This window comes from Variovorax atrisoli (genome assembly GCF_014195185.1).
In the GTDB taxonomy this organism is placed as follows: Bacteria; Pseudomonadota; Gammaproteobacteria; order Burkholderiales; family Burkholderiaceae_C; genus Variovorax; species Variovorax atrisoli.
Genome location: NZ_JACIBG010000004.1, coordinates 84,461 through 98,422, shown reverse-complemented (window position 1 = coordinate 98,422; position 13,962 = coordinate 84,461). Strand labels below are relative to the sequence as shown.

Below are 13,962 nucleotides of genomic sequence, written 5' to 3'. Positions count from 1 at the left end.
AGGAACAACAACACAGAGGGGGCTCGGCCCATGAGAACTTTCATTCAACGTCTCGGGGCCATGTCGCTCCTCGTCGCCTTCAGCCTCGCGCTGGTGGCCTGCGGCAACAAGGAGGCCGAGCAGCGCAAGGCCTTCATCTCCTTCCTGCAGACCCGCGTGCTCGACAAGCCCGGCCTGCGCGTACCGGTGCCCACGCCGGAAGAAAAGGCCTCGTTCGGCGACTATGCGCAGCACTACGCGGTGATCACCGATTTCAACGAGGGCATGAACAAGTCCGTGAGCCAGCCCATGACACAGATCATGGCCAAGGGCGCGCTGCGCTCCATCGCCGACCTGCCCGCGCGCCGCGACGACCTCAAGGCAGCGAAGGAAGGCCTCGGCGGCCTTCGCACCGCGCTCGACCAGCAGTCCGCCAAGGCCGACGCCGCGCACGCGCAGCTCAAGCAGCCCGACGACCTCAAGCAGGTCTACGACAAGGCCTATGAGAAGACGGTGACCACGCCCTCGGCCACCTTCAAGGAGGTGTTCCCCGCGCTCGACAACGTGTTCGACAGCGCACTGGCTATCGGCGACTTCATCGAGAAGAACAAGTCGAAGATCCAGATCAGCGGCAGCAGCGTCGCCGTGACCGACCCGGCGGTGCAGGCCGAGCTCAACAAGATGCTGCAGCAGCTGAACGGCCAGTCGGCCGCCATCAATGCGGCGCAGCAGAAGATGCAGGCGGTAGTGCGAGGGGGATAGGCTCTCCCCCCAGGCTGCGCGCACTTCGTTTCGCGCGGGCCAACCCCTTCGGAGGCAACACCAGAGGCCCGGCAAAGCCGGCTTCTCGGTGCTTCCCGGGAAAGCGGCGCCGAAGGAAAACTAGATGAAATGGTCGAACGAGCCGAAGCGCTGCGACACCGTCGCTCCGGCCGCGTCGACGATGCGCAGGCCCGCATCGGCCTCGATGCGGCCGATGCGCGTGACGCGCGTGGCGCTGCCCAGGCCGGCCTGCATGACGGCCTCGCGTGCCGAAGCGGGCGCGGTGAACACCAGCTCGTAGTCGTCCCCGCCCGACAGCGCGCAGGTGCGCAGCACTTCGCGGCCCAGGGTGCCGGTGTCGACCGAGATCAGCGCAGTGGTCGCATCGGCGTCGAGCGTGGCGCCCACGCCGCTCGATGCGAGGATGTGGCCCAGGTCGCCGATCAGCCCGTCGCTCACGTCCACCGCCGAGGTGGCGATGCCGCGCAGGGCCTGCCCGAGCGCCACGCGCGGCGTGGGCTGTTCCATGCGTTCGCGCGCCGACTCGAAGGCCTCGGCGCGCAGCGAGATCGTGCCGCGGAACATCTCGAGTGCCAGCCGCGCGTCACCCACCGTCCCGCTCACCCAGATGTCGTCGCCCGCGCGCGCGCCCGAGCGCAGCAGCGCGGCGCCCGCCGGCACTTCCCCGAACACCGTGATGCAGATGTTGAGCGGGCCGCGCGTGGTGTCGCCGCCCACCAGCTCGCAGCCGTGCGCATCGGCCAGCGCGAGCAGCCCGCGCGAGAAGCCTTCGAGCCAGGGCTCGTCCACGCCCGGCAGCGCCAGCGCGAGCGTGAAGGCCAGAGGCTTCGCGCCGCAGGCCGCCAGGTCGCTGAGGTTCACCGCCAGCGCCTTGTGGCCCAGCCGCGCCGGATCGACGGTGGAAAGAAAATGCCGGCCCTCGACCAGCATGTCGGAGGAGACGGCCAGCTGCATGCCGGCAGCCGGCGCGAGCAATGCGCAGTCGTCGCCCACACCCAGCGGCGAGCGCGTGGCGGGGCGCTTGAAGTAGCGTGCGATCAGGTCGAATTCACCCATGGGGGTGAGAGCATAAGCGCTGCGGCGCGGCTCAGGCCTGCCCCCGGAACCTCAGCGCCGCCTGCCGTACCACCTCGGCCAGCAGCCGCTCCTTGCCCTGCTTCTCGCGCAGCCAGCGTGCGTCGTTGCGGTTGGCTTCCACGCTGGTGCGCAGCTCGCCCAGCGCCTTCGTGGCGTTGAGCGCCTCGCTGTGCCATTCGAGCTGGGTCATGGTCATCAGGATGTGGTCGCGCAGCGGCATGTGCTGGCCGGTGGCGGGGTCGACGTACACCGCGTCGAGGCCGAAGCGGCAGGCCTGGAAGCGGTTGTAGGTGTAGACGAGGTAGTCGTCTTCCGTCGGCTCGAAGGGCTGCTCCTGCAGGAACCATGCGGCCAGCGACTGCACGTAGCCGGCGAGCGCGGCGGCGCGCTCCACCGTCAGCGGCGTGTCGAACACGCGGATCTCGATGGTGCCGAACTCGGGCTTGGGGCGGATGTCCCAGTAGAAGTCCTTCATGCTGCGCACGACGCCGGTGCGGGTCATGCGTTCGAAGTAGGCCTCGAACTCCTTCCAGCTCAGCGTGAAGGGCGCGCGGCCCGACAGCGGAAAGGCGAACACCGAGTTCAGCCGCGCCGAGTCGAACTGCGTGTCCTGCCCCTGCACGAACGGCGAGGACGCCGACAGCGCGATGAAGTGCGGGATGTAGCGCGACATGCGGTGCAGCATCAGCAGCGCCGCGTCGGCATCGGGGCACCCGATGTGCACGTGCTGGCCGAAGATGGTGAACTGCTTGCTCAGGTAGCCGTACAGCTCCGACAGCTCGCGAAAACGCGGCTTGTCGTAGATGCGCCGCTCGTGCCACTGCTGGAAGGCATGCGTGCCGCCGCCCACCACCGCGATGTTGAGCTTGTCGGCATTGCGGATCAGCGCCTCGCGGATGGGCGAGAGCTGCGTGATCACGTCCTGCGCCGAGTGGCAGATGTCGGTCGAGATCTCGATCATGCTCGAGGTCATCTCGGGCACCACGCTGCCGGGCAGCGGGGTCTGGGCCATCAGGCGCAGCATGTCCTCGGCGTAGGGGGCGAGGTCGTAGTCGTGCGTGTTCACGAGCTGCAGCTCGAGCTCCACGCCCAGCGACAGCGCCTCCGACTTGTTGAAGGGCTCGAGCTTGACCGCGCGGCTGGCCGGGTCGGCAGGCAGCGGTGCGGAGCGCACGTCGTCGCTGTCCGGATCGATGGGGGTGGCTGCGGTGGTGCTCATCGCTGCGTGTCCTCCGTGATGCTGAAGGCCCGTGGCGCCCAGGGTACCGAGCTCTCTCCCACCGCGTGGATCGCCAGGGTGGCGAGCACCGCGCCCACCACCTCCATCAGCAGGATCGAGGGCAGGGCCACCTGGGTGATCATCGTGCCCAGCAGCGGCGAGGCGGTGGCGAAATTCGATGCGATGAGCAAGGCGATCGACGACAGCGGCGACATCGCGCACCCGACCCAGAAGGCCTGCTTCCAGCTCGCGCCGCTGCCGGGGTTGGCCACAGCCACGCCGGCGATCTTGGTCAGCAGCCGCACGGCGATCACGGCCAGCACCACGCTGGCCACCGGCAGCGTCCAGTCGGCCTGCGCGGCCACGATGGACACCAGCACGAACATCAGCATGGTCAGCAGCGAGGCGGCCGTGCCCAGCTGCCGCTGCCAGGCCCAGGGCTTGGGATTCAGCGTCTTGAGCAGCACGCCGCCGATCAGAGCCGCGAGCGGCGCCGAGCCGCCGATGTGCGCGGTGAGGGCCGCGCCCGCCGCGATGATCGCCAGCAGCAGGATCGAGGTGTTCTCGCTCGTCGGGCTCATCACCCGCAGCGCCGAGCGCAGCGCCAGCGCCATGATCGCGCCCACCACGAACGACAGGCCCAGCACCACCGCCACCGGGTAGAGCTTCTGCAGCAGGGTCTGCGGCGCGCGCTCGATCAGGCCGGCCTGCGCGTAGCCCAGGGCCAGCGCATAGAAGGTGTTGAGCGTGGCCAGCGTCATCGCGCGCTCGGTCACCGGGCCGGCGCCGCGCGTGTCGATGATCACGCGGCTGAGCACCGCTGGCGAGGCGACGATGGCCATCAGCGCGATCGGGTTGGCCACGGGCTCGGGCAGGCCCAGCAGCGTGAGCACCCAGTACACGCCGAAGTAGGTCAGCGTGGCTTCGAGCAGGCTCTGAACCAGCACCATCGGGTTGTGGCGGAACCAGCGCAGCGGCAGGCGCCCGCCCGCCTCGAACAGCACCACGGCCGCGGCGAGTTCGAGCAGGAAGAGGCTGATGCCGCGCAGCGGCCAGATCGCGCCCTCGAAGCCCGCGAAACCCACCACCGCGCCGACCAGCGAGTAGCCGATCACCTTGGGTAGCCCGAGGTAGCGTTGCACGAGGTGGCCGGAGGCCGCCGCGGCCGCCAGCAGCAGCGACCACAGCACGGTGGGCAGGCCGGCCGAGGGGCGCACCCACTCGGACCAGAAACCCAGCATATCGTTGAGTAAGCTCGTCAAATTCGTCCAGGCAGGAAAAAGCTCACCGGCCGGCTGCGCCAGCGGGCCCAGATCGCGCTGCGGATGCGTGCGCGGTCGTCCAGGCTCACGCTGTGCGCTCGCAGCGCCAGGCGGAAAGCGAAATAGAAACTCACGCTCACATTGAGCGCGCCGATCACCGGGATCGCCGCCACCGCCCACCACAGCGCAGGTTGATGCAACACGGCCAGGCCGGTGGACGCCGCCGCGGCGGCGATCTGTCCGGCCGACAGTGTCACGTGCCGCACGTCCAGCCCGAGCCCGAAGAAACCCGCGACCGCGGGCAGCAGCCCGAGCATGAGTCCCAGCGAGATGTTGGAGGCGAAGCCTGAAATGTTCTTGCGCATGAAGTCGGCCCAGCGGCGAGCCCGTGCGGCGCCGAGAAAAGCGCCGATGCGGGGGTTGTAACGCATTGCAGAGTCGATCCGATGCAGGACAAAGGCGTTTTCTGTCCAGCCGGCGACGATGCTGGCCGAAAACAGCAGGATGCCGGTGATTGCCGCAAAAAGAGCGGTCGGCCCGGCCAGCGAGAGCGATTTCAGCGTCGCAGCCGCATGCGCCGCGTCCAGCAGCGGCCGGCCCAGCGCGAACTGGATCAGCAGCGCGACGGCCGCCGTCGCCGGCACCACCACCAGCACGTTGCCCAGCACGGCCGCCACCTGGGAGCGCACCAGGTTGGCGACCTCGTCGACGAAATCGTCCACCCCCGCGTCCGACCTGATGTCGCGCAGCCGGGCCGCCAGGGCCGGCGCCGTCATCGCGGGCTGCTTGGTGGCCAGCGTCAGGTGCAGCAGCTGGATCGCGACGAAGCTGGCCGCATACATCAGGCCCGCGCTCAGCCCGCTCCAGAAGGCCGACAGGCCCAGCGCGTAGATGCCGAACTTCATCAGCACCGTGAGGGAGGTGAAAGCCCCGCCGCCGGCCGCCTTCTTCACCATCTGCACGTAGCTGGCGCGGTCGCGGGTGATGTAGTGCTCGCCGGTCTCGGCGCTGCGCTCGGTCACCTTGGCGGCCAGCATCGACGAATTGGAGGCGATCAGCGCCCGGATGCTGTTGCGCTCGCCGCCGGCCAGCACCAGCCGGCCCACCAGCCGCGCCACGCTGGGCCCGGGGTTGGGCGCCATCAGGCAGTCGAGCAGCTCGCGGATGCGCAGCACCCGCTCGCGCAGCTGGCGCAGCCGGAACACCAGGCCCACCGAGATGCCGTTGTCCTCCAGGTGGGTGTAGACCGAGGCGGCGGCCGCGCGGCAGGCGTCCAGCCGGTCGCGGAAGGCGATGAAGGCGGCCTGCAGCGCCTCCTCGTCGCGCGGCTGGCCGGGGCGGTCGAACATCTGCTCGCGCAGTTCGTCCAGGTCGGCCATCAGCGCGTGGAAGGGGCGCGCGCTGCCGACCGCGTCGGCGCTCATGCGCAGGCGCAGCTCGGGCGAGAAGCCTGCCGCTACCACCTGGCTCGCGCAGTAGGTGACGGCGTCGATCACCGTGTGGCGCCAGCGCGGCGCGCCGTCGGTGTCGGGGGCGGCGCCGGCCAGCAGGGCGCCGATGCGGGCGAGCTGCGTCTCGTCGAGCAGCGCGATCCATCCCGCGTCGAAGACGCCCGGCAGCACCATGCGGAACAGGTCGGAGGCGTCGGTGGTCTCGGGCGTGCCGGGCAGGATCTTGCGGCGCAGCCTCTCCGTCAGCTCGCTCGCGAAGGCGGTGCGCGGTGCGAAGCCGTAGTCGGCCAGCAGCGTCGTCAGGTCGACCGTCTGCGTGAAGACGCGCCACCAGGCGCGCAGCCGCTCGCGCAGCTCGGGCCGCGCCTCGACGGCGTCAAGCAGCAGCTGGACGCGGCCGATGGCCGCCTGTGGCGAGGCGCGGTCGCCGCGCACCCAGTCGAAGATGTCGATGAGCCAGATGTGGCGCTGCGCCACATCGGCCGAGGGATCGAGGCCGGCAAGCAGCCCCTGCAAGTCGCGCGATGCGGCAGCCATGTCGGGGGGCGGGGAGAAAGGGAGAAAGCGGGCGCGCCGTGCTCATCTGGGCATCAGCGCATGGGGAAATCAGTGCAGGACGCGGGAGACCGGTGCTCCGCCTATGTCTGCCTCGAGCACGAACATCGGAATGGGCACGTCGAAGCGGTCGCCTTCCTCCGTCACCACGAAGTAGCTGCCGTGCATCGTGCCGCTCGAGGCCTGCAGGCGGCAGCCGCTGGTGTAGCGGAAGGTCTCGCCGGGCGCCAGCAGCGGCTGCTGGCCGATCACGCCCAGTCCCTTGACCTCCTGCGAATGCCCCGAGGCGTCGTTGATCAGCCAGTGGCGCGCGATCAGCTGGGCCGACACCGGACCCGTGTTCGTGATGGTGACCGTGTACGAGAAGGTGTAGATGTTGTCCTTGGCCGAGGACTGGTCGGCCAGGTAGCGCGGTTCGACCTGGACGCTGAAGGGACTGTGTGACATGGGGCGGATGGTAACGGAGGCCTTTGGTCGGGCTTGCGCCGGCTGCGAGAATCGAGGGTTATGAGCACCCCGTTCCGCATCGCGCCCTCCATCCTGTCCGCCGACTTCGCGCACCTCGGCAAAGAACTGACCGACGTGATCGCGGCCGGTGCCGACTGGATCCACTTCGACGTGATGGACAACCACTACGTGCCGAACCTGACCTTCGGCCCGATGATCTGCCAGGCGCTCAAGCCCTACGCCAAGACGGCGGACGGCACGCCGGTGCCGATCGACGTGCACCTCATGATCCAGCCGGTCGATGCACTGGCGGCCTCTTTCGCGCAAGCGGGCGCCGACTACATCAGCTTCCACCCCGACGCCTCGCCCCACACGCACCGCAGCATCCAGGCCATCAAGGCGGCCGGCTGCAAGGCCGGGCTGGTGTTCAACCCCGGGCTGGGCCTGGAGGCGCTGGACTGGGCGATCGACGACATCGACCTCGTCCTGATCATGAGCGTCAACCCCGGCTTCGGCGGCCAGAGCTTCATCGACTCGGCCCTGCGCAAGATCGAGCAGGCGCGCAAGCGCATCGAGCAGAGCGGGCGCGACATCCGCCTGGAGGTGGACGGCGGCATCAAGGCCGACAACATCGCGCGCGTGGCCGCGGCGGGCGCCGACACCTTCGTGGCCGGCAGCGCGATCTTCAACGCCAAGGACTACGGCGCCGTGATCTCCGAGATGCGCAGGCAGCTCGCCGGCGTCGTCAGCGCCTGACCTTGTCGTTGTAGACGCGGTCCGTCACCGGGCCGCGGTCGGTGTCGACCAAGCCGCGCTCCACGTCGTCATGGGCCTTGCGGCCCACCTCGGGCGGGCGGCCCTCCCGCGTCTGCTGGCTGTCGGACGACTGGTCGCGCTCGTGCGGCAGGCGCGGCGACGATTCGCCGCCTTGCTCCACCTTGGTGTCGCCGCCGCCGGCATCCTTCAGCGGGTCGGTGGGCTGCGCCTTGCCGGCGTTGCTCTTGCTGTTCATGCATGGACTCCTTTTGATAGCCACCGAGCCTGCGCCGCCGCCCCGGCCTGCCCGGTAGGACGGGCGAGGCACTCCCTGTAGGTCTCGCCTCGGCCTTTGCGGGCCGTGGCTTTCTGCTATCGAACGCATAGCGCTTTTGCCTGCGGGCAAGGGGCTCCGCAATAATCCCCGGATGTCTTCCGATCCTTTCGCCGGCGCGGCCACCGACAGCCTGCGCATCCATTCGTTCGCCTCGCTGAACCCCGGTCCCCGGCTGCTCGTGATGGGAGGCGTGCATGGCGACGAGATCTCCGGCACCCTGGGCATCGAGCGCGTGCTGGGCGAGTTCGAGTCGGGCTCGCTGCGGCTCTTGCGCGGCGAACTCACCATGGTGCCGGTGGCCAACCCGCTCGCGCGGCGCCGCCTGCAGCGCGAGGGCGAGCGCAACCTCAACCGCATGTTCCGCCCGAGCGGGTCGCCGGCCGACTACGAAGCCCGCGTGACCAACGTGCTGGCCCCGATCATCGAACGCCACGAGGTCCTGCTGGACCTGCACTCCTTCCAGAGCGAGGGCGAGGCCTTCGCGATGATCGGCCCGCGCGACAACACCGGCACCCTGGAGCCCTTCGCCCGTTCGTACGAGGAAGGCCAGCTCGCGCTGCACATCGGCACGCCGATCGTGGTGGAGGGCTGGCTCGACATCTACGCCGCCGGCCTCGCGCAGCGCGCGGGCGGCACGCCGGCCAGCGAGGCCGAGCTCGACTTCGGCCGCGGCACCAACGAGTACATCCGCAGCCGCGGCGGCTACGGCGTCACGCTCGAATGCGGCCAGCATCTCGACCCGAAGGCGCCCGAGGTGGCGTGGCGCGCCATCCGCCGCACGCTGGCGCTGCTGGGCATGGCGGAACTGCCCGAGGGGCTCTCCGGCGGTCCCGCGCAGCCGCCCAGGCTGCTGCGCCTGGCCAGCGTGACCGACCGCCTGCACGAGGAAGACAGCTTCGTGCGCGACTGGGCCACCTTCGACGAGGTGCAGCGCGGCGAGCCCATCGGCATGCGGCACGACGGCACGCTGCTGAGCGCGCCCGACGACGGCTTCATCGTGTTCCCCAACGCGATGGCGCTGCCGGGCGCCGAGTGGTTCTACTTCGCGCGCCCGAGCGAGCGCCAGCTGGGCCCCCTGGGCGGCACCGGCGCGCCCTGACGGCGCCTGGGGCCGCGCTCCTACAGCGCTGCCGCCGGGGCGGCGCACATTCGAGGATGAAGGAGTGCGCACATGCCCGTCACCAAGAAAGCACCCGCGCCGCGCGTCCTGTGGAAGGGTGCCATCAGCTTCGGCCTCGTCCACATCCCGGTGGCGCTGTATTCGGCCACCGTCGACCACGGCATCGACTTCGACTGGCTCGACAAGCGGACCATGGACCCCGTCGGCTACAAGCGCGTCAACAAGAAGACCGGAAAGGAAATCGCGCGCGAGCAGATCGTCAAGGGCATCGAGTACGAGAGCGGCGAGTACGTGGTGCTCAGCGACAAGGAGATCGCCGCCGCCTACCCCAAGACCACGCAGACCATCGAGATCGAGAGCTTCGTACCGGCCAACGGCATTCCCTTCGTGTACCTGGAGCGCCCCTACTACGTGGCGCCGATCAATCGCGGTGCCAAGGTGTATGCGCTGCTGCGCGAGACCCTGCAGCGCACCGGCCGGGTGGGCGTGGCCCGCGTGGTCATCCAGACCAAACAGCACCTCGCGGCGCTGGTGCCCGTCGGCCCCGGCCTCGTGCTGAACCTGCTGCGCTGGGGCGCCGACATCCGCCCCTGGAGCGACCTGCCGCTGCCCTCGGAAGACGTGAAGAAGGCCGGCCTGCGCGAGCGCGAGATCGAGATGGCGAAGGAGCTGGTCGAGGACATGAGCGCCGACTGGGACCCCGAAGCCTTCCGCGACGAGTTCAAGGACGAGATCCTTCGACTGGTCGACAAGAAGGTGAAGGCCGGCCAGACCGAGACCGTGATCCGGCCCGACCCGGAAGAAGGCGAGGCGCAGGACACCGGCCGCGGCGCCAAGGTCATCGACCTGACCGAGCTGCTCAAGCGCAGCCTGCGCAAGGGCGGGGCCGGTGGCGGTGGCAGGGCGAGGAACGCCGACGCCGAAGAGGAGGATGAAGAAGAGGAGGAAGAACCCGAAGCGCCGCGAACCCGGCGCCCGGCGGCGAAGAAGCGAAAGACCGCCGCAAGGAGCAGCAGCGGCAGCAGCGGCAGCACCGCGCGAAGTGCATCGGCCCGCCAGCGGCGCGCCGCCTGATCCCGGGGAGCGCCGCACGCCATGGCACGCAACGCGTCCTCTTCCTCCTCCACCGCCCGCAAGGCGCTTGCGCGCTACCACGGCAAGCGCGATTTCTCCCGCACGCCCGAGCCGAAGTCCGGCGGACGGCGCGGCAAGGGCGCGCTGGGCTTCGTCATCCAGAAGCATCATGCGAGCCACCTGCACTACGACTTCAGGCTGGAGCTCGACGGCACGCTCAAGAGCTGGGCCGTGCCCAAGGGCCCCTGCCTCGACCCCGGCGTGAAGCGCATGGCGGTGCACGTGGAGGACCATCCGATCTCGTACGCCGACTTCGAAGGCACCATTCCGCCGAAGCAGTACGGCGCCGGCACCGTCATCGTCTGGGACCGCGGCGACTGGCTGCCCGAGGGCGACGCGCGCAAGGCGCTGGCGGCCGGCAAGCTCAAGTTCGAGCTGCGCGGCGAGAAGCTGCACGGCCACTGGACGCTGGTGCGCATGCGCGGCAAGGGCGACGAATCGCACGAGCCCTGGCTGCTCATCAAGGAGCGCGACGACGAGGCGCGCCCGCTCGACGAGTACGACGTGTTGGCGCAGGAGCCCGCGAGCGTGATCACCGGGCTGGGCGTCGACGAGGTGGGGCAGGCGCCGAAGAAGACGGCGAAGGCCGCGAAGCCCGCCACCGCGCCCGCCAAGGCGAAGAAGGTGCAGGCGCAGCGCAAAGGCGGGAAGACCGCGCTGCCCGCCACGCTCGGACCCGAGCTTGCGACGCTGGCCTCATCCCCACCTTCCACGCCGGACGACTGGCTCTACGAGCTCAAGTTCGACGGCTACCGCCTGCTGTCGCGCATCGACGGCAAGGGCAAGGTCCGGTGCTTCACCCGCAACGGCCACGACTGGAGCGCGAAGCTGCCGGGGCTCGTCGAGGCGCTCTCGCGGCTCGACACCCGCTCGGCGTGGCTCGACGGCGAGATCACCGTCGAGGGACCCAATGGCGCGCCCGACTTCCAGGCGCTGCAGAACGCCTTCGACAGCGGCGCCACCTCGTCGATCGTCTACTGGCTCTTCGACGCGCCCTTCATCGACGGGGAGGACCTGCGCGAACTGCCGGTGGAGGAGCGCCGCCGCAGGCTGGCCGCGCTGCTCGGCGGCAGGCCGCCCGCGCCGCTGCGCCTGAGCGATGCCTTCGAGGTCTCGCCGCGCGACCTGCTCGCGTCGTCCGCGCGCATCGGCTTCGAGGGCATCGTCGGCAAGCGCAAGGGTTCACCCTACGTGTCGCGGCGCTCGCCCGACTGGATCAAGCTCAAGAACCAGCAGCGCCAGGAGTTCGTCATCGGCGGCTACACCGCGCCCAAGGGCTCGCGCGAGGGCTTCGGCGCGCTGCTGCTGGGCGTGTACGACGACGAAGACGGCGGCCGGCTGCGCTACTGCGGCAACGTGGGCACCGGCTTCGATGCGAGCCGCCTGGCCGACGTCAAGGCGAAGCTCGACAGGCTGGCCGTGGACGGCTGCCCCTTCGAGCCCGTGCCGCGCGGCGTGAAGGCGCAGTGGGTCGAGCCGTCGCTGGTGGCCGAGGTTTCCTTCGGCGAATGGACGCGCGAGCATCGCGTGCGCCAGGCCGTCTTCCAGGGCCTGCGCAGCGACAAGCCGGCGCGCGAGATCCGGCGAGAGCAGCCGCAGCGCGTGCGCGCGATCGAGGCGAAGGCGACCAAGGCCCCCATGAAGAGAAAGAGCACCGGCACCACCCGCAACGAAGGAGCAGGAAACAAGTCCATGGCCCAGAAGATCACCCACGCCGACCGCGTGATCGACAAGCACAGCGGCATCACCAAGGGGGAGCTCGCCGCCTACTACGACAGCGTGTCGAAGCTCATGCTGCCGCACCTGCGCGGGCGGCCCGTGTCGCTGGTGCGCGCGCCAGAGGGCGTGGGCGGGGAACTGTTCTTCCAGAAGCACCTGCAGGCACGCGAGATTCCCGGCGTGAACCAGCTCGATCCCGCGCTCGACCCCGGCCACGAGCCGCTGCTGCAGATCGACAGGAAGGAGGGGCTGCTCGGCGCCGCGCAGATGAACGTGATCGAGCTGCACACCTGGAACGCCACCTCGAACGACATCGGCAGGCCCGACCGCATGACTTTCGACCTCGACCCCGGTGAAGGCGTCGAGTGGCCGCAGGTGCAGGAGGCCACGATGCTCGTGCGCACGCTGCTCGACGAGCTGGGCCTGCCGGCCTTCCTGAAGACCAGCGGCGGCAAGGGCCTGCACGTGGTGGTGCCGGTGCGCCGGCAGTACGACTGGGACACCGTCAAGGGCTTCTCGCAGGCCGTGGTGGCGCATCTCGCGAAGACGATCCCGGCGCGCTTCGTCGCCAAGAGCGGGCCGCGCAACCGCGTGGGCAAGGTCTTCGTCGACTACCTGCGCAACGGCTTCGGCGCGACCACCGTGAGCGCATGGTCGGCGCGCTCGCGCCCCGGGCTGGGCGTGTCGGTGCCGCTCGACTGGGAAGAGCTGCCCTCGCTCGCCGGCCCCGCGCAATGGACGGTCGCCAACGTGGCGGAGCGCTTCGACATCGGCAACAAGCCCTGGGCCGGCATGGAGCGCCGCCGCAAGAGCCTCACCGCAGCGATGAAGCTGCTGGGCTACCCGCCGGGCTGAAGCCCGGCGCGAGGGAGCGCTTCAGCCGAGCGCTTCCTCCGTCGTCACCTCGAAGCGCTTGAGCGTGTTCGCGCCGAACACCATGGTGATGGGCACGTCCGCCGCGTCGCGTCCGCGCGCGATCACGATGCGGCCGATGCGCGGCGTGTTGTGCCGCGCGTCGAAGGTGTACCAGCGGTCACCCAGGTAGGCCTCGAACCATGCGCTGAAGTCCATCGGGTAGGGTGCGATCGGAACGCCGATGTCACCCAGGTAGCCGGTCGCGTAGCGCGCCGGGATGTTCATGGCGCGGCACAGCGTGATCGCCAGGTGCGCGAAGTCGCGGCACACGCCCGTGCCTTCGCGGAAGCCCTCCAGCGCGGTGCGCGTTGCGCGGGCGCTGCCGTAGTCGAAGCGAAGGTGCCTGTGCACGAAGTCGCAGATCGCCTGCACGCGCGGCCAGCCGGAGGCCACCTGCCCGAAGTGGTCCCAGGCGAAGGCCAGCAGTTCGCTGTCGACCTCGCAGTAGCGGCTGGGCAGCACGAAGGGCAGCGTCTCCACCGGCAGTTCGGCCGCAGCGAGCTGGCGGGCTTCGAGATGCACCGGGTCGGGCTGGCCGGTGTCGTACACCAGCGCGTGGTTGCGCAGGCGCACGCTGTCCACGCCCTGCGGTATGCGTACGCGGGCGCAGCGATTTCCGAAGCCGTCGATGTAGTGGTCCGTGTGCAGCGCGGGGCTGAGTTCGAGGTTCTCCCCGCCTTGCAGGTCACCTGCGCGCGAGGGGTGCACCTGCAGCATGTGGATCAGCGCCGTGGGTGCCGTCACCTGCAGTTCGATGTCGAAGCCGATTCTGATCAACATGGTCGCCCGATCCTATGCAGCGCCGCGCGTTGCGCCCACGGGCCGGACTCGCGAAGCTTCGTAGGCGGGTGCGCTGCGCTGTCGGCGGGCTCCTACCGCGCACCCGCGTTTTCTCCCACAGACGCGAAGGGGGCGCCACTACGGTGTGCAGGCGTTGCAAAACATAACCTTTGCTCTCTTGCAAGTCATCCGCCACCAGAGGGGCGAAATCCGGAGGGGAAATCATGGAGTTTTCGACGCTTTTCGATTCATTCACCAGCACCTGGGGAGATGAAATCCTCGTCTGGGGTGTCGCCGCGGTGGCGGGCTGCATCTGCCTCATCGCCCTGGTGAACGTGCTGGACATGTTCCTGGACAACGGCGAGGCAGGCTGACGAAGCAGTTCCTTCTTGTTCCGTCACGAATCTCCACCAATGAAGAAAGATCCT

The 13,962-nt window shown here is 69.5% G+C and carries 13 protein-coding genes; 6 read left to right on the top strand and 7 right to left on the bottom strand.

What is annotated here, in order from left to right; genetic code table 11:
• Positions 1–30: 30 nt before the first annotated feature.
• A complete protein-coding gene (locus FHY06_RS15650) occupies positions 31–741 on the top strand; it encodes a DUF3053 domain-containing protein (protein ID WP_019655656.1) in 711 nt (236 codons plus the stop codon).
• 120 nt (positions 742–861) lie between these two features.
• On the opposite strand, the gene thiL is transcribed toward FHY06_RS15650, so the two are convergent.
• From thiL to apaG, 5 genes are all read right to left on the bottom strand, one after another.
• Positions 862–1,818 carry a thiamine-phosphate kinase gene (thiL, locus tag FHY06_RS15645; protein WP_184605729.1) on the bottom strand — a complete coding sequence of 319 codons (957 nt, stop codon included), beginning with the start codon at positions 1,816–1,818 and terminating at the stop codon, positions 862–864.
• Between the two features lie 31 nt (positions 1,819–1,849).
• Positions 1,850–3,058, bottom strand: a complete 1,209-nt coding sequence (locus FHY06_RS15640) for a YbdK family carboxylate-amine ligase (protein WP_019655658.1) — start codon at positions 3,056–3,058, stop codon at positions 1,850–1,852.
• Positions 3,055–4,299 (bottom strand): cation:proton antiporter, encoded by a 1,245-nt coding sequence (locus FHY06_RS15635; protein ID WP_184605728.1) that lies wholly within the window; start codon positions 4,297–4,299, stop codon positions 3,055–3,057. Before FHY06_RS15635 ends, FHY06_RS15640 begins: the two co-directional genes overlap by 4 nt.
• Positions 4,300–4,316: 17 nt before the next feature.
• Positions 4,317–6,308 carry a transporter-like protein TlpB gene (locus tag FHY06_RS15630; RefSeq protein ID WP_184605727.1) on the bottom strand — a complete coding sequence of 664 codons (1,992 nt, stop codon included), beginning with the start codon at positions 6,306–6,308 and terminating at the stop codon, positions 4,317–4,319.
• Between the two features lie 69 nt (positions 6,309–6,377).
• A complete protein-coding gene (gene apaG / locus FHY06_RS15625; protein WP_019655661.1) occupies positions 6,378–6,773 on the bottom strand; it encodes a Co2+/Mg2+ efflux facilitator ApaG/CorD in 396 nt (131 codons plus the stop codon).
• A 60-nt stretch (positions 6,774–6,833) separates the two neighbouring features.
• On the opposite strand from apaG, the gene rpe reads away from it, so the two are divergent.
• Positions 6,834–7,529: a ribulose-phosphate 3-epimerase gene (gene rpe, locus FHY06_RS15620; protein WP_019655662.1), complete on the top strand. Its 696-nt coding sequence runs from the start codon at positions 6,834–6,836 to the stop codon at positions 7,527–7,529.
• Here rpe and FHY06_RS15615 read toward each other — a convergent pair.
• Complete coding sequence (locus FHY06_RS15615) at positions 7,519–7,785, bottom strand: hypothetical protein (protein ID WP_126183953.1); 267 nt, start codon at positions 7,783–7,785, stop codon at positions 7,519–7,521. The two genes, rpe and FHY06_RS15615, sit on opposite strands and share 11 nt — an antisense overlap.
• 172 nt (positions 7,786–7,957) lie before the next feature.
• Between FHY06_RS15615 and FHY06_RS15610 the strand changes: the two genes are divergently transcribed.
• The 3 genes from FHY06_RS15610 (at position 7,958) to ligD (ending at position 12,694) form a co-directional block, all read left to right on the top strand.
• The gene (locus tag FHY06_RS15610) at positions 7,958–8,965 is read left to right on the top strand and encodes a succinylglutamate desuccinylase/aspartoacylase family protein (protein WP_019655664.1); all 1,008 of its coding nucleotides are present in this window, start codon (positions 7,958–7,960) and stop codon (positions 8,963–8,965) included.
• Between the two features lie 72 nt (positions 8,966–9,037).
• Positions 9,038–10,060: a non-homologous end joining protein Ku gene (ku, locus tag FHY06_RS15605; RefSeq protein WP_184605726.1), complete on the top strand. Its 1,023-nt coding sequence runs from the start codon at positions 9,038–9,040 to the stop codon at positions 10,058–10,060.
• A 21-nt stretch (positions 10,061–10,081) separates the two neighbouring features.
• Entirely contained in the window at positions 10,082–12,694 is a 2,613-nt protein-coding gene (gene ligD, locus FHY06_RS15600) for a DNA ligase D (protein WP_184605725.1), read from the top strand.
• Between the two features lie 21 nt (positions 12,695–12,715).
• Here ligD and FHY06_RS15595 read toward each other — a convergent pair whose 3' ends face one another.
• Positions 12,716–13,534 carry a transglutaminase-like domain-containing protein gene (locus FHY06_RS15595; protein WP_184605724.1) on the bottom strand — a complete coding sequence of 273 codons (819 nt, stop codon included), beginning with the start codon at positions 13,532–13,534 and terminating at the stop codon, positions 12,716–12,718.
• Positions 13,535–13,758: 224 nt separating this feature from the next.
• On the opposite strand from FHY06_RS15595, the gene FHY06_RS15590 reads away from it, so the two are divergent.
• Positions 13,759–13,908, top strand: a complete 150-nt coding sequence (locus FHY06_RS15590; RefSeq protein ID WP_019655668.1) for a hypothetical protein — start codon at positions 13,759–13,761, stop codon at positions 13,906–13,908.
• Positions 13,909–13,962 lie beyond the last annotated feature (54 nt).